General features: G+C 66.1%; 16 protein-coding genes. 14 read left to right on the top strand and 2 right to left on the bottom strand.

All coding sequences use genetic code 11. The annotated features are described in order from the left end of the window. Window positions 1–94: 94 nt before the first annotated feature. From M3A49_RS19420 to M3A49_RS19395, 6 genes are all read left to right on the top strand, one after another. The gene (locus M3A49_RS19420; protein WP_266230273.1) at window positions 95–1,270 is read left to right on the top strand and encodes an MFS transporter; all 1,176 of its coding nucleotides are present in this window, start codon (window positions 95–97) and stop codon (window positions 1,268–1,270) included. 151 nt (window positions 1,271–1,421) lie between these two features. Further along, window positions 1,422–1,964, top strand: coding sequence for a single-stranded DNA-binding protein (locus M3A49_RS19415; protein ID WP_266230271.1), 543 nt, complete (start codon window positions 1,422–1,424; stop codon window positions 1,962–1,964). 297 nt (window positions 1,965–2,261) lie between these two features. Then, entirely contained in the window at window positions 2,262–3,950 is a 1,689-nt protein-coding gene (gene hcp / locus M3A49_RS19410) for a hydroxylamine reductase (RefSeq protein WP_266230269.1), read from the top strand. Beyond that, on the top strand, window positions 3,947–4,969 hold the full coding sequence (locus M3A49_RS19405; RefSeq protein WP_266230267.1) for a 2Fe-2S iron-sulfur cluster binding domain-containing protein: 1,023 nt from the start codon (window positions 3,947–3,949) through the stop codon (window positions 4,967–4,969). Before hcp ends, M3A49_RS19405 begins: the two co-directional genes overlap by 4 nt. 157 nt (window positions 4,970–5,126) lie before the next feature. Further along, window positions 5,127–5,795 (top strand): helix-turn-helix transcriptional regulator, encoded by a 669-nt coding sequence (locus tag M3A49_RS19400; protein ID WP_254352502.1) that lies wholly within the window; start codon window positions 5,127–5,129, stop codon window positions 5,793–5,795. Beyond that, a complete protein-coding gene (locus tag M3A49_RS19395) occupies window positions 5,792–6,763 on the top strand; it encodes a threo-3-hydroxy-L-aspartate ammonia-lyase (protein WP_254352501.1) in 972 nt (323 codons plus the stop codon). The genes M3A49_RS19400 and M3A49_RS19395 overlap by 4 nt, the downstream gene beginning before the upstream one ends. Window positions 6,764–6,769: 6 nt before the next feature. Here the strand turns inward: M3A49_RS19395 and M3A49_RS19390 are convergent, their stop codons facing one another. Beyond that, entirely contained in the window at window positions 6,770–7,645 is an 876-nt protein-coding gene (locus M3A49_RS19390) for a LysR family transcriptional regulator (RefSeq protein WP_266230264.1), read from the bottom strand. Window positions 7,646–7,783: 138 nt separating this feature from the next. On the opposite strand from M3A49_RS19390, the gene M3A49_RS19385 reads away from it, so the two are divergent. The 6 genes from M3A49_RS19385 (at window position 7,784) to M3A49_RS19360 (ending at window position 17,027) form a co-directional block, all read left to right on the top strand. Further along, on the top strand, window positions 7,784–9,106 hold the full coding sequence (locus M3A49_RS19385; protein WP_266230262.1) for an MFS transporter: 1,323 nt from the start codon (window positions 7,784–7,786) through the stop codon (window positions 9,104–9,106). Window positions 9,107–9,320: 214 nt separating this feature from the next. Then, a complete protein-coding gene (locus tag M3A49_RS19380; protein WP_266230261.1) occupies window positions 9,321–9,962 on the top strand; it encodes a response regulator transcription factor in 642 nt (213 codons plus the stop codon). After that, on the top strand, window positions 9,959–10,747 hold the full coding sequence (locus M3A49_RS19375; RefSeq protein ID WP_416338978.1) for a response regulator: 789 nt from the start codon (window positions 9,959–9,961) through the stop codon (window positions 10,745–10,747). The genes M3A49_RS19380 and M3A49_RS19375 overlap by 4 nt, the downstream gene beginning before the upstream one ends. 26 nt (window positions 10,748–10,773) lie before the next feature. Next, window positions 10,774–11,457, top strand: coding sequence for a response regulator transcription factor (locus M3A49_RS19370; RefSeq protein WP_266230260.1), 684 nt, complete (start codon window positions 10,774–10,776; stop codon window positions 11,455–11,457). Window positions 11,458–11,696: 239 nt separating this feature from the next. Further along, on the top strand, window positions 11,697–12,428 hold the full coding sequence (locus M3A49_RS19365; protein WP_266230259.1) for an aquaporin: 732 nt from the start codon (window positions 11,697–11,699) through the stop codon (window positions 12,426–12,428). A gap of 21 nt (window positions 12,429–12,449) precedes the next feature. Then, the gene (locus M3A49_RS19360) at window positions 12,450–17,027 is read left to right on the top strand and encodes an ATP-binding protein (RefSeq protein ID WP_266230258.1); all 4,578 of its coding nucleotides are present in this window, start codon (window positions 12,450–12,452) and stop codon (window positions 17,025–17,027) included. 171 nt (window positions 17,028–17,198) lie between these two features. Here M3A49_RS19360 and M3A49_RS19355 read toward each other — a convergent pair whose 3' ends face one another. After that, entirely contained in the window at window positions 17,199–18,143 is a 945-nt protein-coding gene (locus tag M3A49_RS19355; protein WP_266230257.1) for a LysR family transcriptional regulator, read from the bottom strand. A gap of 454 nt (window positions 18,144–18,597) precedes the next feature. Between M3A49_RS19355 and M3A49_RS19350 the strand changes: the two genes are divergently transcribed. Further along, window positions 18,598–19,728, top strand: a complete 1,131-nt coding sequence (locus tag M3A49_RS19350) for a porin (RefSeq protein WP_266230256.1) — start codon at window positions 18,598–18,600, stop codon at window positions 19,726–19,728. Window positions 19,729–19,931: 203 nt separating this feature from the next. Then, the gene (locus tag M3A49_RS19345; protein ID WP_254335749.1) at window positions 19,932–20,366 is read left to right on the top strand and encodes a CHRD domain-containing protein; all 435 of its coding nucleotides are present in this window, start codon (window positions 19,932–19,934) and stop codon (window positions 20,364–20,366) included. Window positions 20,367–20,504 lie beyond the last annotated feature (138 nt).

Genomic DNA, 20,504 nt, shown 5'->3' with positions numbered 1-20,504 from the left:
TCAGGGAGCGTCCCGGTCAACAAACGTGCGGGCACTTGCGGTCCAAACACATAACGCTCCGATGTCCTCCAATTCACCCGCTACATCCTCACGCATGAGCGCGCCCGAGTTGCGCGCGACCGTCTCGCTCGCGGCGATCTTCGCGCTGCGCATGCTCGGTCTCTTCATGATCATGCCGGTGTTTTCCGTCTACGCGAAAACCATTCCCGGCGGCGACAACCTTCTGCTGGTCGGCATCGCGCTCGGCGCGTACGGCGTCACGCAGTCGCTTCTCTATATTTTCTACGGCTGGGTTTCGGACATGGTGGGCAGAAAGCCCGTCATCGCGACCGGCCTTGTCATCTTCGCGATCGGCAGCTTTGTCGCGGCGGGCGCGCACGACATGACGTGGATCATCGTCGGGCGGGTGATCCAGGGCATGGGCGCGGTATCGTCGGCCGTGCTGGCGTTCATCGCCGACCTGACCGCCGAGGAACACCGCACCAAGGCCATGGCGATGGTGGGGGGCTCGATCGGCATGTCGTTCGCCGTGGCCATCGTCGGCGCGCCGATCGTGTTCCATTGGGTCGGCATGAGCGGCCTGTTCGCGCTGGTCGGGGTGTTCTCGATTCTCGCGGTGGGCGTGGTGATCTGGGTCGTGCCCGACGCGCCCAGCAAGCCCGTGCACGTGCGCGCCCCGTTCGCCGAGGTGCTGCACAACGTCGAACTGCTGCGCCTGAACTTCGGCGTGCTCGTGCTGCACGCCACGCAGACGGCGCTCTTTCTCGTCGTGCCGCGCCTGCTCGTGGACGCGGGCCTGCCGGTCGCGTCGCACTGGATGATCTATCTGCCGGTCATGGGCCTCGCGTTCGTCATGATGGTGCCGGCCATTATCGTCGCGGAAAAGCGGGGCAAGATGAAGGCCGTGCTCGTTTCTGCGATCGGTCTTATCCTGATCGGCCAGCTTTTGCTCGGCTCGCTCGCGCATACACTTGTCATCGTGTCGGCCGTGCTGTTCGTGTACTTCCTCGGCTTCAACATCCTGGAGGCTTCGCAGCCTTCGCTCGTATCGAAGCTCGCGCCGGGCAACCGCAAGGGCGCGGCCACGGGCGTGTACAACACCACGCAGTCGATCGGGCTCGCGCTCGGCGGCGTGGTGGGCGGATGGATCCTCAAGCACGAAGGCGCGAGCGCCGTGTTTTACACGTGCTCGGGGCTCGTCTTGTGCTGGCTTATAATCGCGGCCAATATGAAGGCGCCGCCCAAGCGGGCAGAAGCCAGGCGGGCTTGACCCAGGCGGGCCTGAGTTAGAACCAAAGGTTCACAGCAACGCAATTCGCGGAGGCGGTCCGTGACCGGTGCAGGCGCATGAGACACCTCAGGCGCTCCCTGGCACGCACCGCGCGGCCGCTCCTCGCAACGGAATTAAACAGGAGAAATTCATGGCATCCGTGAACAAGGTGATCCTCGTCGGCAACCTCGGCGCCGAACCGGAAGTGCGCTATCTGCCGAGCGGCGATGCCGTGGCGAACATTCGCCTCGCCACGACCGACCGCTACAAGGACAAGGCGTCCGGCGAGTTCAAGGAAATGACCGAATGGCACCGCGTGTCGTTCTTCGGGCGCCTGGCCGAGATCGTCTCGGAGTACCTGAAGAAGGGCTCGTCGGTGTATATCGAAGGCCGCATCCGCACGCGCAAGTGGCAAGCGCAGGACGGCACCGACCGTTACTCGACGGAAATCGTCGCCGACCAGATGCAGATGCTGGGTGGCCGCAGCGGCGGCGCCTCGGCGGGCAGCGACATGGGCGACGACGGCGGCTACAGCCGTGAGCAGTCCGCACCGCGCGGCGGCGGCCGCGCTTCGGGCGGTGGCGGCGCGCCGCGTTCGAGCGGTGGTGGCGCTGGCGGCGGCGCAGGTGGCGGCCGTTCGAGCGCGCCGGCCGGCGGCGGCTTCGACGAGATGGACGACGATATTCCGTTTTAAAGCGTCCGAACGCATCTGCAGGACCTGAAGCCCCGGCTCGACCTCGCGGTCGAGCCGGGGCTTTTCATTTCGGCGTGCGGACCGAGCGAACTGAGCGAACGTAGCAAATGAGCGAGTCGAGCGCCGACCCGCAGCGACGTTTTCGCACACACAGTCGCTTATCCGCCTCGAGCGACACGTTTTCTGATTTTTGTCACGGCAAAACTCCCGCCGGCGCGTCACCATTTAAAAGATGTATTAGTTCTGCATCTTACAAGACTGCTCGCGCCGTCGCCCCACAAGGAAAAGGAGAAAGCCGTGTTTTGCTATCAATGTGAACAGACCGACCGCACCCAGGCCACACCGGGGTGCGCCTCGGCCAAGGGCAACTGCGGCAAGGACGCCACCACTGCGGATCTGCAGGACCTGCTGATCTACGCGGCCAAGGGTATCGCACAGTATGGCGCTCGCGCGCGCGGCCTCGGCAGCCCCGATCGCGAAGCCGACCGCTTCATGCTCTACGCGCTGTTCACAACGCTCACCAACGTCAATTTCAACGCCAGCCGTTTCGTGGCAATGCTGCGCGAGGCCGCGCAACATCGCGATCGCGTGAAGTCGACCTGCGAGGCGCTCGCGCTTGCGCAAGGCGTTGCCGCTGCGCAGCCGGGCGGCGCCGCGCTCTGGCAACCGGGCAACGATCTCGCCGAACTGCAGGCGCAGGCTGCGCTCGTCGGCATCAGGGCCGGACTCCCGAAGGTGGGCGAGGATGTCGTGGGCTTGCGCGCCCTCGTGCTCTACGGTCTCAAAGGCGTGTGTGCTTACGCCCATCACGCGCGCGTGCTCGGTTACGAGAGCGAAGAGGTCTACGCGGGCGTGGAGGCGGCGCTTGTGTTTCTCGCGAGCGAACCCACGCAGGCCGGCGATATCCTTGAACATGCGCTCGCGCTCGGCAACCTGAACCTCAAGGTGATGGAACTGCTCGATGCGGCGAACACGGGTCGCTTCGGCATGCCCGAACCCACTGCCGTGCGCGTGACGCCGGCGGCGGGCAAAGCCATCCTGGTTTCGGGCCACGACCTCGGCGATCTCGAGGCGCTGCTCGAAGCCACCCAGGGCACCGGCGTGCAGATCTACACGCACGGCGAGATGCTGCCCGCGCATGCTTACCCGAAGCTCAAGGCTTATCCGCATCTGGCCGGCAACTGCGGCGGCGCATGGCAGGACCAGCAATCGGACTTCGCGAACTTCCCCGGCCCGATCCTGATGACGTCCAACTGCCTGATCGAGCCGCTGCCGCAGTACCGTCAGCGCATCTTCACGACGGGGCCGGTAGGTTGGGCCGGCGTGCGCCATCTCGAGCATCACGCGTTCGCACCCGTCGTGCAGGCCGCGCTCGCGCTGCCGGGCTTCCGCGAAACGGCGCCAGAGGAAACCATCACCATCGGCTTTGCGCGCAATACGGTGCTCGGCGTGGCCGACAAGGTGATCGACGCGGTGAAGGCCGGCCAGATCCGCCACTTCTTCCTGATCGGCGGCTGCGACGGCGCTGCGCCCGGCCGGAACTACTACACCGAGTTCGCCCAGGGCGCGCCCGACGACACCGTCGTCATGACGCTCGGCTGCAACAAGTACCGCTTCAATCGCCACGCGTTCGGCGACATCGGCGGCATTCCGCGCCTGCTCGATCTGGGCCAGTGCAACGACAGCTACTCGGCGATCCAGATCGCCATCGCGCTCTCGAAGGCCTTCGACTGCGGTGTGAACGATCTGCCGCTCACGCTCGTGGTGTCGTGGTTCGAGCAGAAGGCCGCCGCGGTGCTGCTCACGCTGCTCGCGCTCGGCCTGCGCAACATCCATCTCGGACCGACGTTGCCCGCCTTCCTCACGCCGAACGTCCTCGACATTCTCGTCAAGCAGTTCGGGATCTCGCCGATCGGCGAGGTGCAAGCGGACCTCGCCGCGGCCCTCTCACGCAAGGCCGCGCGAGCGCGGGTGAAAACGTCATGAGTTATCAAATCGAGCTCACCACGCGCGACGGCCAGGCGTTCGGCTTCGCGTGCGAGCCGGGGCAGGACGTGCTGAGCGCGGCGGCGGCGGCGGATATCACGCTGCCCTCGCAGTGCCGGCGCGGCAGCTGCGGCGCGTGCCACGCCACCGTGACCGAAGGGGCGTACACGTTCGGCGACCACAGTGCGGACGCGTTGCCGTCCGGCGATCCGCAGGCGGTTCTGCTGTGCCGCACGAGACCTTCGGCGGACCTGCGCGTCGCCGCGCCGTACGAAGGCACGAAGGTGCTGCTGCAGCCGGTTGCCGCGCGCACGGCGCGCATCGCCGCGCTGGAAACGATCGCCGACGACACGCGCCGTCTCGAACTGCTGCTCGATGCCGACGACACGAGCGGCAGCGCCGCCGAGTTCGAGGCGGGCCAGTTCGCGGAGCTTGAGTTGCCGGAAGGCGGCGTGAAGCGCCCATTTTCGCTTTCCAACACGAGCAACTGGGAGGGGCGCCTCGAGTTCCTCATCCGGCTGCGGCCGCAAGGCGAGTTTTCGGCGTATCTGCGCGAGCGGGCGCAGCCGGGCGACGTGCTCACCGTCCACGGCCCGCAGGGCGGCTTCGGTTTGATCGCCGACAGTCTGCGCCCGCGCTGGTTCGTGGCGGGCGGCACGGGTCTCGCGCCCGTGCTCTCGATGCTGCGCCGCATGGCCGAATTCGGGGAAATGAACGACGCGCGGCTCTTTTACGGCGTAAATCGCGAGAGCGAGCTTTTCCTGCTCGACGAACTGGAGGCGCTTCGCGCGGCGCTGCCGCAACTGCACGTCGAGCTTTGCGTGCGCGAAGCGGGTGATGGCTGGCAAGGCTCGCACAGCACCCCCGTCGACGCGCTCGCCGCCGCGCTCGCGGAGGGTGGCGCGGCGCCCGACCTCTATGTTTGCGGTCCGCCCGCGATGGTGAGCGCTGCGCAGGCGGTGGCGGCGCGCGCGCGCGTGCCGTCCACGCAGTTCGTCAGCGAGCGCTTCACGGTCTGAGTCGCAATGCAGTGTGTAGTGTTTCTTCGTGTCTGATTGACCTCGCCTTCGGGCGGGGTTTTTTTTTCACGCATCGGGCGGCCAGGCACGGCAACTCTCTCAGCGATCAGTTCAAGCGATTGACATTCAGTCATTAACTGTCAAAATGTCCAATATCATGATGCCCACCCGCAAAACCCGTTCCGGCCAATCCACTGACGAAAACGCGCTGCTCCTGCGCGAAGGCGGGAAGATCGTCGCGGCGCTCGGCCAGACGCTCGCGCCGCTCGTCGAGGTGGTGCTGCACGACCTCACGCGGCCCGAGCACTCCGTCGTGGCGATCGCGAACAATTTGTCAGGACGGCAAGTTGGCGACGCCGCCACCGAAATGGGTCTCGCGCGCATCACCGACTCCGGCTTTCCCGAAGTCGTGGCCAACTATCCGAACCGTTTTCCCGACGGGCGTCCGGCTAAAAGCACATCCATCGGCCTGAAGAACAGCGCGGGCGAGTACGTCGCGGCCCTCTGCCTGAACATGGATGTGTCGCTGATCGGCGCGGTGACGGCTGGCCTCGGCCAGCTGATCCAGACCAGCGCGGCTGCGCCTGTCGCCGAAACGCTCGCGCCGCGCGGCGTGGGCTGCGTGCGCGAGGCGCTCGAACGCTTCGCCGCCACGCGCAACACCACGCCCATCGGCATGACGCTCGCGCAGCGCCGTGAGGCCGTGCGCGAACTCGCGACAAACGGAATGCTGAACCTGCGTCATGCGCTCGCCGACGTGGCCACCACGCTCGGCGTTGCGCGCTCGACCGTCTACACCTACCTGCCAGCCGAAGAACGACCATGAGCCCTCTGCCTATTACCTTCGAAGACGTCGCAGCCGCCCACGAACGCCTGCGTGGCGTCGCGCACCGCACGCCGGTTCTGACTTCGCGTACCGCGAACGAACGCACGGGCGCGCAGCTTTTCTTCAAATGCGAGAACCTGCAGCGCATGGGCGCGTTCAAGTTCCGCGGCGCCTATAACGCGATCGCGCAATTCACGCCTGAGCAGAAGGCGGGCGGCGTGATCACGTTTTCGTCGGGCAACCACGCGCAGGCGATCGCGCTGTCGGCGCGTCTGCTCGGCGTGAAGGCCGTGATCGTCATGCCGCACGACGCGCCCGCCGTGAAGGTGGAGGCCACGCGCGGCTATGGCGGCGAGGTCGTCTTTTACGATCGCTATACCGAGGACCGCGAGGCGCTCGGCAAACGGCTCGCGGCCGAGCGCGGCCTCACGCTCATTCCGCCGTACGACCACGCGCACGTGATGGCCGGCCAGGGCACCGCCGCCAAGGAGTTGTTCGAGGAAACGGGCGAGCTCGACCTGTTGCTCACGCCGCTTGGCGGCGGCGGGCTGCTCTCGGGCTGTGCGACTGCCGCGCATGCACTCTCGCCCGCATGCACGGTGATCGGCGTCGAGCCCGAGGCCGGCAACGACGGTCAGCGCAGCCTGCGCACGGGCGAGATCGTCCACATCGACACGCCGAAGACCCTTGCCGACGGCGCGCAAACCCAGCATCTCGGCAACCTGACCTTCGCGGTGATTCGCGAACGCGTGAGCGAGATCGTCACGGTGAGCGACGCGGAACTCGTCGATACGATGAAGTTCTTCGCGAGCCGCATGAAGCTCGTGGTCGAACCCACCGGCTGCCTCGCGGCGGCGGCCGTGCTGCACGGCAAGGTGGACGTGCGCGGCAAGCGCGTGGGCGTGCTCATCTCCGGGGGCAACGTCGATCTGCTGCGCTTTGCCGAGCTGGTTCAGGCCGCCGGCTAAAGCGCCTCAAACGAGCAGTTCCGCGAGCGCCGCGCGCGCGTTCGTCACGTGCGCGGACTCGCCAGGCTGGCCCGGCAGCAAATGGAATTCGGCCGCAGGCAGCGCGGGTAAGCCGAATGAAGCCGGGCAGGGCATCAGTCCTTCGCCGATCGCCGACTCGTTCAGACACGAGATCCCCAGCCCCGCCTTGAGCGCGAGCTGCAGCCCGGCCACACCCGAAGCCGAATGCGAAATCAGGTAGGGCATGCGCGCTTCGTCGAGCAACCTCACGACGCGACGCTGCAACTGGCAGGTCGCCGGCAGCAGCACGAGCGGCCAGGGCGGGGTGAGCGCGGGCCGCTCGCGCAGCGTTTGCGTCGCGCCGACCCACACCAGTTTTTCGCGCCGTATCGACGTGCTCTTGTGCGTGCCGCGGCCTTCCTCCATCAGCCGCAGCGATAAGCCGATGTCGTAGGCGTTATCGTCGGCGCTGCTGTCGATCACGGCGCTCGGCAGCACGGTCACGTGCAGACGCAGGCGCGGATGCTGGTTCGCGAAGCGCCGGATGATCTCGGCGACGTCGTGCGGCCGGTAATAGTCCGTGATCGCAATGCGCACTTCGCCGTCGAGCGTGCGGCCGAGCATGTCGTCGAAGGCGGCGTCGCAAAGCGCGACGATGCGGCGCGCATGGTCGAGCAGCTTCGCGCCCGCGGGCGTGGCGGTCATGCCCTGCTTGCTGCGCACGAAAAGCGGCTGGCCGACGCGCTCCTCGAGCTTCTTGAGCTGCTCGCTCACCGACGACTGCGAGAGGAACACCCGCTGCGCACCCGCGGAGACACTGCCCGCTTCTGTCACGGCGATAAACGTGCGCAGTTGCGCGAGATCGAAACCGCGTGCGTTCATTGGTTCAGCTTGATCCGGTGCGTTTCATGCAATTTCATGATTCGGAAATTCCGAATATACGAATTGGAATTTCCCGCTTTTCCGATAGATGTTGCGCCTCTACGATGCCCTCAGTCAACCGTTTTTCTGGAGGTCATCATGGGACGCAGTACGACGCGGGGCGCGGCACACCGCTGGAAAGTGCTCGCGGTGGGCGTGGCGGCCAACGCCAGTTTTGCGGCAGCGCTCGGCGGCATTCCCGCAACGGGCGTGTTGATCCGCTCGGATTACCGCATCGGCACGGGCGAACTGGGCGTCGTGCTCGGCATGCTGGGACTTGGCATCGTGCTGAGCGAACTTCCATGGGGACTCCTGACGGACCGCTGGGGCGACCGGCGCGTGCTGCTCACGGGGCTTTCCACGACAGCGCTCGCACTCGTTGCGATGGCGCTCTGGGGCGCACCGGCGGGCGCACACACGCCCAGCGCGACGACGCTCGCGGTTGGCCTGCTCGCGCTCGGCCTGCTTGGGGGAAGCGTGAACGGCTCGAGCGGGCGAGCGGTGATGGCGTGGTTCGCCAGCCACGAGCGCGGCCTTGCGATGAGCATTCGGCAAACCGCCGTGCCGGCCGGCGGCGGCCTTGGCGCGCTCGTGCTGCCCGCGCTCGCCGAGCATGCGGGATTCGCAGCCGTGTACGGCGCACTCGCTGCGATGTGTCTGATTTCCACCGTGCTCACGATCGTCTGGTTGCACGAACCCGCGCACGAACAGGACGCCGCGCATGCGTCACTTGTCGCTCACGAAGCGCTCGCGCAGGCACAACGCGCAGTCTCGCCGCTGCGCAGCGTCACCGTGTGGCGCATGGTGACGGGCATTGGCGTGCTGTGCATTCCCCAGGTGGCCGTGCTCTCGTTCGCGAGCATTTTCCTGCATGACGTCGGCCATGCGGGTACGGCGGCAGTCAGCGCGACGCTTGCTGCCGTGCAGGGCGGTGCCGCGTTCATGCGTGTGTACGGCGGGCGATGGACAGACCGGCACGGCGATCGGCGCATCTGGTTGCGCGGCTGCGCGGCGCTCACCGTCGCGCTGTTTGTTGGGCTCGCGGCGTTGACGGCTTTTGCCTCGCCAGCGCATCGCGCAAGCGCTGCGTTCGTCACGCTACTCGCCGCAGTGATCGTGCTTGGCGGTATCGCCGCTTCCGCCTGGCACGGCGTTGCCTTCACGGAACTCGCGATGCTCGCGGGCAACGGTCGGGTGGGAACTGCACTCGCCATGGGCAACACCGGCGCGTTCGTAGCGTTCTTCGTCGCGCCTTCGGCGATCCCGCTGCTGTTGTCGTGGTTCGGGTGGCCGGCGGTCTGGTCGGCGGCCGCGCTTTGCGCCGCGCTGGCATGGCCGGCATTCGCGGCGCCGCACGAGCGCAGCGACGCCGGGCGCACCGGCGGGAGTCGACAACGCGCTCGCGCGCGTGCCGCGGCTTGACAGGACCTTGTATAGGATTTGTCTCAAGAAGTCGGATCGAGGTGCGAAATGATTCTACAAAGTCGTCACGATCAGACATAACTCGTGAGCAAGCGGAACATAAGCAATATTTAACGTTTCGGAAATCTCCGATTTCGACGGCGGCTTTTCAATGGTCAGATGAACGAACTTGCCGCATCGCAACCACGCAAATCCACCTCGAAGGAGATTCAGTGTGAAGCTAGGTGTCGTTCTCGCAGACGATCATCCATTCGTTCTGCTTGGCGTTCGCTCGGCGCTCCTCGCGGGAGACGATATCGAGGTCGTGGGGGAAGCGTGCGGCGCGCGCGAGTTGTTGCAGACGCTCGAAACTGTCTCGTGCGACGTGGTGGTCACTGACCTCAATATGCCGACTGTCTCCGGCGAAGCCGAGGACGGCCTGCGCCTCGTGCAACGTTTGCGCCGCGACTGGCCGCATATCCCCGTGGTCGTGCTGACCAGCGTTGCGAACGCTGTCCTCCTGCGCGCGGTGGCGCACGCGGGCGTGGTCGCCATGTTGCGCAAAACCGAGCCGATGGACGATCTCCCAGCCATCGTGCGCGCCGCCGCCCTGGGTCTCGCCCATCTCAGCCCGGCCATCGAGCGCGAACTCGCGGCCGCCGCCGGGCCGTCCGACCTGTGTTTGCCGCGCTTGACGCCGCGCGAATCGGAGGTGGTCCGCAAATTCGCGAGCGGCAGTTCGATCACGGAAATTGCGCGCGCCCTCGGCCGCGACGTGCGCACGGTGAGCTGCCAGAAGCGCGACGCCATGGCGAAGCTCGGCGTGAGCAACGACGCGGGACTCTTCGCCTATGTCAGGGCGTACGGACTTCTATGAACCTGCTTCCCTCATCGCTGCCGGACCATGCCGCTGCGGCGACCGCTTCCCAGCGCGCCATGCGCGACCATGACGAACAGCGCGCCTGCCTCGCGGCGCGCAACATGACGGATACGGCCGACCTCGCGGCGCCGGTGCGCGTGATCATCGCCGACGACCATCCGCTCGTCGTGTATGCGTTGGAGAGCATGCTCGCCAACTATCCCAACGTGCAGATCGTCGCGCGTGCGCGCAGCGTGCCCGAGCTGTTCGAAGTCGCGGCGCAGAACGCGTTCGATCTCGTCCTGATGGACCTCTACATGGCGTTGCCCGGCGAGCTGGACGGGCCCGAGGCCATCCGCGCCTTTCGCGCCGGGTTCCCGCAAAAGGCCGTGGTCGTCCTCACCATGGAAAGCGAGGCCTCGGTGCTGCGCAAGATCATCGAGATGGAGGTGGATGCGCTGCTCAGCAAGCGCGACCGCATCGACCTGATCCCGGTTGCGATCATGTCGGCAATGGCGCAAGAGCAATACGTCGGGCCGGTCGTGCGCGACCTGCTCACGGAAGCGGCGCGCGCCGAGCGGCGCGAAGAGGTGCACCGCATTCTCACGCGGCGTGAGTTCGAGGTGATCAAGCACTACGCAACTGGACTCGGCGTAACGGAGATTGCAGGCCTGCTTGGGCGCAGCGTCAAGACGATCAGCGCGCAAAAGTGCGCGGCGATGAAGAAGCTCGCGCTCAGCAACGATATCGAGCTCTATCGCTTCGCGGTCGAATGCGGCGTGACGCAAGGCGAGCAAACCTGAGCGGTTCTTCGCACGCAAGATCTCCCATGCACGCTATCCGGGTCGGTCGAGAAGGCGCGCTTCGCACGGGCAAGCCGCTGCGCGTGATCGTTGCCGACGACCACGCGTGCATCCGGCTCGGCGTGGCCAGCCTGCTGCACGCAACGGATCGAGCCCTCGTCGTCGGCGAAGCCGGCAACACGCTCGAGCTTGCCACGCAGCTCGATACGACCGACTGTGACGTCGTCATTTCCGACCTCTGCATGCCGGGGCTGGACGGCGAATATGGCTCCCTCACCTTGCTGCGGCGCCTCGCGCAAACACGAGGCACGCCTGCCGTCGTCGTCCTGAGCATGGTGTCGACGCCGCCCGTTCTGACAGGCCTGTTGCATCACGGCCTGAACGTCATCGTCGACAAGCGCGACGTCGCGCACGATCTCCTGCTCGCCGTTGCAGCCGCTCGCGAGCGCACGCCGTATCTTTCGGGCCACGCACGCGCAACGCTCGCGCGCGCCGGCGCCGCGTGCGCCCCGTGCTCGGGTGTGCCGAGCGCGCGCGAATGGGAGGTCTTCCAGCTGTACGCGCAGGGTATGTCGGTGCGTCAGATTGCGCAGCGGTTTCAGCGCAGCGGCAAAACGATCAGCGCCCAAAAGCGCAGCACGATGCGCAAGCTGGGGCTCGTCACAGAGCGCGATCTGAGCGACTTCGCCATGCAGGTGGGGCTGACCTGATTCATCCCCAGGTGGCGCGCGTCCCCAGGTTATTCCTGCGTCGGCCGGATTTTCCCTGGCCTTGTCTTGCGCAATGCGCCCAGCATTTTAAGAGTTCTCCTATCTGATTGCGGGAATCGTCTCTCCATAATCCCAAGTTCGACGCATGGCTCGTCAGATATTGCCGACCCGGGAATGCGATCGAACGACGGTCAGGTCGGACCCAGGCCGGGATGTAGTCCGGATGTGGAGAGGAAACGATGAAGTTCGGTAGGCGTTTAGCGGTCGAGGGTGCGGGTACCGCGTGGCTCGTGTTCGCGGGTTGCGCAGCCACGGCGCTCAACGCGAGCCCGCCCTCCCAGGGCTTCAACGTTTTCGAGATGGCGGCGGCATCCGGGCTCGCGCTCACGGTGGCAAACTACGCCGCCGCGCGCGCGGCGAGCGCCCACTTCAACCCCGCCGTCACGATTGGCTATGCGGTCTCCGGGCGCTTTCCGGTGCGCGATACCGGGCCCTATCTCGCGGCGCAAACCATCGGGGCCATTCTCGGCGCGGCCTTGCTCGTACGCGTGGCGAGCGGGCGCCCGGGTTTCTCCGTCGCGGTGTCCGATCTCGGCAGCAACGGCTATGACGATCATTCGCCGACCGACTACGCCCTCGCCGCCGTATTCCTCCTGGAACTGGCGGCGACCTTCGTGTTCGTCCTCTTCCATCTGCTGATGTCGAGTACGGTCGCACGCCGCAAGACGGCGGCGCTCGCCGTTGGAGCCTGCCTTGCCGCCATCTATCTGATCGCCATCCCGGTCAGCAACGGGGGCGCGAATCCGGCGCGCTCGACCGGTCCCGCGCTGTTCGTCGGCGAATGGGCGCTCGATCAGCTCTGGCTCTTCTGGGCGGCGCCGTTGCTGGGGGGAGCTGCGGCTGGCGTGGTTTACCGCCTCGTGAGCCGGCGCTCGCGCATTTGCGCCACGTCATCTCGCGACGACCTTTGAAATCCAGTCTGCCGTGCGCCGATGAAGTCGATTCACCGCATCTTCTGTGTTCGCGCGCGCCCGGCTGCATCGTGGCGGGGGCGCGGACTCGCGTGCGTGATCGCGTACCTCGGCGCGCTTACCGCGGCATGGCTGCTCGCGTTCTCCGCGGCGGCGGCGAGCGCTGCGACTTCGTGTGAGCGGATAAACGAGGGCGTCGCGTTCTCGCGGCAGGTCGCCGCGACGTTGCCGCGAGAGCTCGTCGTCGGCGTGGTGGAGGGGGGCCGGGCGCCGCTCGAAGTGCTCGACGGCGCCACGCTCACCGGCTTCAGCGCCGACTATCTGCGCCTTCTCGCCGGTGCCGGCGTCATGCTTCAGCCGCGCGTCTTTGCAGACATGCCGGCGTTGCTCGCGGCGGCCTGCGCAGGCGATATCGACATCGTGATGAGCGTCGCGCGGACGCCGTCGCGCGAGCGCTGTCTCGCTTTCACGGTGCCGTATCTGAACGGCACCACGGCATTTGTCGCGCGAGCCGGGAACACCGCGCTCGCGACCCAGCCGGCGCGCCTCGCGCGTGCGACATTTGCAGTCGAGCGTGGCGACGCCCTCGAATCGGTATTGCGCGAGCGTTTCGCGCAGGCACGCCTCGAAGCCTTCGCGAGCACGCAGGCGGCGCTGCGCGCCGTCGCTCAGGGTCAGGTCGACGTCTATGCGGGCTTTTCGCCCATGGCGCGCTATCAGCTCACGCTCGAAGAATTCGGCGATCTGCGCGTCGCCTTCGAGGAGCGCGAGCGCGTGCGCGAGTTGCGTTATGCCGTGCCGGTCTCCAGGTCGGACCTGCGTGATCGGCTGGACCTCCTGCTTGCTGGCGTGCGGCCTGCCGCGGCGGCCGCCGAGCGGGCACGCTGGTTCAAAGGCGACGCGCCCGGAGAGGCGTTGCCGTCCGGGTTCAGCCTGAGCGCCGACGAGCGCGCGTGGCTGCGCGCCTTGTCGCCGCTGAAAGTGGGCTACGACAGCGGCTGGCTCCCGTTCAGCTTCACGGACAAGGCTGGCAAGCCGTCGGGCATGGCCGCCGACTATCTCGGCTATCTGGGGCTCACCCTCGGCATTACCTTCGAGCGAGTGCCTATTTCTCCCTGGACGAGCGCCGGCGACGCAATGGAGCGTGGCGAGATCGCGCTCGCCGCGACCTCATTGGGCGATGGCGTGTTCGGCTCCGGCGTGGCCTACACGGAAGCGTTCGAGCACTATCCGCTCGTCATGGTGGGGCGCCGCGACGAGCCGATGGCGCGTTCGCTTGCCGACTTTGCGCGACGCCGCATCGTGCTGGCGCCGCACACGCCGGACATGCGGGAGCTGCCGGGTACGCAGGTCGTGCGTACCGCAAGCCTCGACGCGGGGCTCGCAATGGTCGGTCGCCACGAGGCCGATGTGCTGGTGGGCAACGCGGCCGCTCTCGACGAGCCGCTCAGCGGCACCTATCTCGACTCGCTGAAGGTGCTGGGAGCGGTGGGTGTCGACGATTCGACGGCATTCGCCGTGCGCTGCGACCTTGCCCCGCTCGCGCGGCTCATCAATCGCGCGCTCGACGCGATGCCACACGTCGAACAGCAGCGCATCCGCAATCGCTGGACCGCTGCCGTCTCCACCCAGGCCGGCGGCTGGACTGTAAACGCGCTGCGGCTCCTGCCGCTCCTGATCGTGTTCGGCGTGCTGCTGCTCGTCACGCTGCGCGCCTACGTGCTGCTCCAGCGAGAGATGCACCGGCGACGGCGCGCGGAGCAGGTGCTCGCGCGCCAGGTGGAACTGCAGGACACGATGATGGAGATGATCCCGTATCCGCTCGGCGCACGGGATCTCGAAAACCGCTATCTCGCGATCAATCGCGCCTACGAAGAATCGACCGGCCTGGCGCGCGCCCGGGTGCTCGGGCGCACGGGTTCGGCCGTGATGGCGTGGGGGCCCGAAAACAGCCGCCGCATGGACGATCTCTACCGGCTCACGATCGTCGAGGGGGAGTGCCAGCGCGTCGAGTTGACGTTCGAGAACGCGTCCGGGGAGGCTCGTCATGGCATTTTCTGGACGCGCCTGTGCCGCGACCCGCAGGGCGCGCCGTTCTGCGTGCTCGGCACGATGATCGATGTCACCGACATTCGCCGCGCCGAGTTGCGCGAGCGCGAATCGGAGCGGCTTCTCTCGGAGGTGACGGGTTCGCTGCCGGCGATCGTGTTCCAGCTGCGCCGCTCGCCCGACGGCCGCTACTCGTTTCCGTACATTGGCGGCGACACGCAGCGGCTCCTTGGCGACACCGTCGAGGAGCTTCGCCGCGCTCATTCGGTCGATCTCTCGCGGGTGGGTCGACATGATCGCGCGCGCCTTGCCTCGCGGCTCGAACGCTCCGCGCGCCGGTTCATACCCGTGCACGCCGAGTTCCGCTTTCAGGGCGCGGCCGGGTTCGTGTGGGTGCGCGCGGAGTTCGCGCCGCGCCGCGCCGAAGACGGCGCGATCGTCTGGAGCGGCTACGCGCTGGATGCGAGCGTCGAGCACGCGCGCGCAGACGAACTCGAGCACGCACGCGATATCGCAGAGGCGGCCTCTCGTGCGAAGGACGATTTTCTCGCCATGATGAGCCACGAGATCCGCACGCCGATGAACGGCGTGCTGGGTCTCGTCGAAGTGCTCGAGCGCACGCCGCTGAACCCGGACCAGGCGCAAATGGTCGACATGGTTCACGAATCGGCGGGGGCGCTGCTGCAGATACTCGACGATCTGCTCGACTACTCGAAGATCCAGGCGGGCCATCTCGTCATTGACTCGCAGCCGCTCGACGTGCGCGAACTCGTCGACAACGCCGTCGGGCTGCTGGCCGCGCGTGCGCACGAGAAGGGGCTGAAGGTGCGCGTGGATGTGGGGCCGGACGTCGCGGCGCAGTTGCGCGGCGACAGCGTGCGGCTGCGGCAGATCCTCTTCAATCTGCTCAGCAATGCGATCAAGTTCACGCCGGCGGGCGAGGTGAGCGTGCACGTTCGCGCACGCGATGTCGACGCTCACGGCGGCGCGCCTCTCTGCCAGCGGCTGTCGATCGCGGTGGCCGACACGGGCATCGGCATTGCGCCCGAAGCGCAGGCGCAGCTCTTCGAGCCGTTCGTGCAGGCCGAGACCTCGACCACGCGACGCTTCGGCGGCACGGGGCTCGGCCTCACGATCTGCCGCAAGCTCGCGGCGCTGATGAGCGGCACGCTCGAACTGAAGAGCGAAGTGGATCGCGGCACCTGCCTGACGCTGCATATCGAATTGCCCGTCGAGGTGCGTAGCGGCACGGCCGCCGGGCTGCGCGGCAAGCGCGCGCTCGTGGCGTGCGAGGACGCGAACGTCGCCGACACATTGATGCATTTCGGCTCGGCGCTCGGCATGAAAATGCGCCGCGTCGCGCCAGCGGACCTCGCCCGCGCCGCGAGCGCGGACAAGGCCGATCTGGTGTTCGTGTCGGAAGCGCTGGCCGGGCGGTTGGGCAAGCTCGGTGCGCCTGTACTTTGCCTGACGGACAACCCGAAGCCCAGCGGTTATCGCGTGGCTGAGAGCGGCGTGCGCGTGAGCGTCAACCCATTGTCCTGGCGGGGCTTGAGCGCCGTTTGCGCGCTGGCGCTGGCGGGGCTGCCGGTCAAGGCTGCCAGCCCGTCGCGTCCCGCCACCGATGTCGAAACGACACTTCCCACACCCGATCGCGAGCAGGAACGCGCTGCCGGCCGCCTCATCCTCGTGGCGGAGGACCATCCCGTGAATCAGGAGCTGATCCGCCATCAACTGGCGTTGATCGGCTTCGCGTGCGACGTCGTCGACGACGGTGCGAAGGCGCTCGACGCGCTGGCCGAATGCGAATACGCCTGCCTGATCACCGACTGTCATATGCCGAACGTATCGGGCTACGATCTCGTGCGGCGTGTACGCGAAATGGAGCAGAAGGCGCAAGGCGCGCGGCGCTTGCCGATACTCGGCATCACGGCCAATACGGCGCCCGAGAACATGAGTCAGTGCAGCGAAGCGGGCATGGACGATTGCCTCGTCAAGCCCACTCGCGTGGCCACGCTTCGCGAGCATCTCGCGCGCTGGTTCGGCGTGGAGGGCATGCAGCGCACCCTGCAGGACGAAGCCACGCGCGAGGCAGGCGCGAACGGACAAGGGGCGGGGCAAACAGCGTTGGGGGCCTCGAAATCGGCTTCCCAGGGGCGCGGCGGTTGCGGCGGAAAGCTCGCGGAAAAGCCTGCAAACGCACGGACGTTCGAGCCGCTGGATCTCACGCACATGATCCAGGTTTGGGGCGGCGAGGCGACCGTGAAGACACTGCTCGGCTCGTTCGTTTCGGCGATGCGCGACGACCTGGACGCCTTGCCGCCGCTCCTCGAACAAGCCGACGTCGCGCGCCTGCGCGAATGGCATCACCGGCTTGCCGGTGCGGTGGGCGTGCTGCAATACCCTGCGCTGCTCGCCGAGCTCGAAACGTTTCGCGGTCACATGAACAGTCACACTGCCGGGCAACTGCGTGAGGAGGGTTATGCGCTCATGCGCACTTGTCAGGCGATGCTGGTTGGAATCGAGCAGCAGGCCGCGCTGCTCGCGTGAATGATCTACATCAGGAAATCGATGGGCACAGGGGAATAGCGGGCAAAAAGCGGGCGAAAAAAAACGCGGCCGAAGCCGCGTTCAAGCTTGGAGACCCTTCGATGAAGAGTCACTTCTCGCAGTTCCTAGCTTAGTCGCCGCGCGACGAGAAATCGAGATAATTTCGATCAATTAACTATTACCGGAAGTGCGGGTAATCGCCCTTGCTGCGGCAGTGTCGTGCCGGCGAAACCATTCGACGGTGAAATCCACGAACGAGCGTGTTTTTGCCGGAACGTGGCGGCGGCCGGGGTAGACGAGCGAGAGTTCCTTGTCGGCGTCGCGGATCTCCCACCCGGCGAGCACGCGCACGAGCTGGCCGGTTGCGAGATCGGCGCCCACCTGGTTTGCTGGCAGGATCGTGATGCCCATCCCCGCGATCGCGGCCTGGCGCAGCATCACAGAATTGTTCACGGCATATGCCGGCTCGATCAGCACGGGTTTGCGCTCGCCGCCTGGGCCTTCGAAGTGCCATTCGTTGCCGTGAATATCGGCGGAAGGCGCAAGCAGCGTGTGGCGGGCGAGATCGGTGGGGCATTGCGGCGCCGCACGGCTCGCGAGGTAGGCGGGCGAGGCGACGGCGACCGGCGCGACGCTCAAAAGCGGGCGGCGGATCAGCGTGCCGCCGCTCACCTGACGGGGCGCCACGATGCCGGCGTCGAATCCTTCCTCGATCAAGTCGACCGGACGGTGCAGCAGCGTCAGCAGGAGTCGGACTTTCGGGAACGCGTCGAGATAGCACTTGAACATCGGCGTGAGATCGTGCAGCGAAAACGATGCGTGCGCAACGACGCGTAACGTACCGGACGGCACCGACACGCCATGCGCGATATGCGTTTCGACGCGTGCCAGATCGTCGAGGACCTGCCGGCAGCATTGCGCATAGGCGGCGCCTGCTTCGGTAAGCGACGCGCTGCGCGTGTTGCGGTTGATGAGCCGCGTCTCCAGATGGGCTTCGAGCAACGCCACGTAGCGGGTGACCACCGCGTTCGACATGTTCAGACTCATCGCCGCGCGGCCGAACGAGCCGTGCTCGGCAACGCTGACGAACACGCGCATGGCCTGAAGCTGATTCATGTTTTTGGGGAGCGCGGACACGGGGGGGATGGGTGCTGCGATGAAAACTTTGAAGTTGGAAGAGACGGACTGGTGTTTGCCGGGACGGATATTACCGATGCACGTCGGGCGAGCGGAATGGGACTCGTCCGAATGATGCTTTATCCCGAATTGGGGGTGTTGCCCGACTGCAACGCTTTATCGGGATACCGAATGGAATGATCGGGAAAGAGAAAAACAAGATAAGTCGGGAGCTTTGAGTCGCAAGGGTTTGAGGGTTTTGTCGCCAGCGAATTCGATTAATTCGAAAAGGCTTTTGTCGAGGTGGCGGGTGCTTCGCCAATAGTGGTGCCCATAAACTTCGCTATGCAAATCAATGCGGCGCTTCATTCACCGCGCTGCGGATTCGCCATGCCGGCGTGAGGCCGGCACCGGCATTCAGGTTCGCCGAAAGGCCTTGCATCGAAGGAAGCATATGAAAAAGAAACTGGCTATCGCGGCGGCAGTCGCTGCGACTTTTGCATCGGCGTCGTACGCGCAAAGCAGCGTCACGCTCTACGGAATTGTTGATGCGGGTCTTACCTACACGACCAACATCAACGGCAACCGCAATTTCGCGATGACGAGCGGCAACGTTCAGGCGAGCCGTTGGGGCCTGCGTGGCGTCGAGGATCTCGGCGGCGGTCTGAAGACGATCTTCACCGTCGAAAGCGGCTTTGACGTCGCGAACGGCCAGCTGAACGGCGGCCTGTTCAATCGTCAGGCGTACGTCGGTCTGACGCACGACCAGTACGGCACGCTCACGTTCGGTCGCCAGTTCGACTCGATGATCGACTACGTCGGTCCGCTCACCGCGGTGGGCACGTGGGGCGGCACCTACACGGCGCACCTGCTCGACAACGATGACCTGAACGGCACGTTCTCGCTCAACAACTCGGTCAAGTACACAAGCCCGAACCTCTCGGGCTTCCAGTTCGGCGGCCTCTACGCGTTCTCGAACCAGGCTGGCGGCTTCGCGGTCAACCGCGCGTATAGCGCCGGCATGAGCTACGCGTACCAGGGCCTGCGTCTTGGCGCGGCCTACACGCAGATCAACGGCGTGAATGCCAACGGCGGCGGCGCTGTCCAGGGTTCGCCGATTTCGAACACGCTCGGCGTGCTCAGCGCGCTCGGTGGGAATGAGCGCCAGCGCAACTGGGGGGCGGGGGCAAGCTACACCTATGGTCCGATGATCGGCGGCGTCGTGTTCACGCAGTCGCGCGTCAATGACCCGCTCGGCAATTCGCTGCGCTTCAACAACATCGAAGGCAACCTCCGCTACAACCTGACGCCGGCTCTTGGCATCGGCGCGATGTACACCTACACGAACGCGAACGGCTCGGTGCTCGACGCGAACGGCAGCGACTCGGCGCACTGGCACCAGTTCGCGCTGCAAGCCGACTACGCGCTGTCGAAGCGCACCGACGTGTACCTCGAAGGCGTCGGCATGTGGGGTGCAGGCGCGAACGCCGTGGGCCTGACGCAAGTCGGCTACACGTCGGACGGCGGCGTCTCGTCGAGCAAGAACCAGGGGATCATCACGACGGGTCTTCGTCACCGCTTCTAGGAATTCGGTGGCGTCGTACACCGGATGGCAGGAAGGTAGTACTTGGGTTGAAGGGCGCTGCTTGCGGCGCCTTTTTTTATTGCAGGCAGCTTACGTTGGGCCGACATCGGCGCAGCGGACGCGCCCAGCGGATTTGCTCTAGCATGTGAGAGCGCGGTTTTGCGCCTTCTGGTGCAGCGCGCCACAAAAACAGGAGAAATTCCATGAATTTGCTTCGTCCGCTGCAGCTCGCTCTCGCTCTGTGTGTGCTCGCGTCCGGCGCCGCGTATGCCGATACCGTTGCGCTGAAAGCCGATCTCGAACCTTCCAGCGAAGTCCCGCCGCGCGTGAGCCAGGGCCACGGCATGCTCAACGCCACCTTCGACACGTCCACGAAAGCGCTGAACTGGACGATCACCTACGAAGGCCTCTCCGGCCCGGCAGCCGCCGCGCACTTCCACGGCCCGGCGCCCGTGGGGCAGAACGCTGACGTGCAGGTACCGATTCCGAAGGGCGAACTGGCGAGTCCGATCAAGGGCCACGCCACGCTCAACGAGCAGCAGGTCACCCAGCTGATGGGTGGCCAGTGGTATTTCAACATTCATACGGCGCAGAACCCGTCAGGCGAGATTCGCGGCCAGGTGCTGCCCGCCAATTGACCGGCGCTCGATTGTTCGCCTCACTCGCCGTACTGCGCGCGCCGCGCGTTCCCGCAATCGAAGTCTGATTGCGGGACGATATCGATTGACCGCCGCTGAGTGCTAGTTGAGCCCAGTTTGAGTGCTGCGGAGGACTGA

The organism is Paraburkholderia sp. CNPSo 3076 (assembly GCF_026343935.1).
GTDB lineage: Bacteria > Pseudomonadota > Gammaproteobacteria > Burkholderiales > Burkholderiaceae > Paraburkholderia > Paraburkholderia nodosa.
The sequence above is the reverse complement of the archived record's forward strand: the minus strand, read 5'-3'. Positions and strand labels throughout refer to the sequence as shown.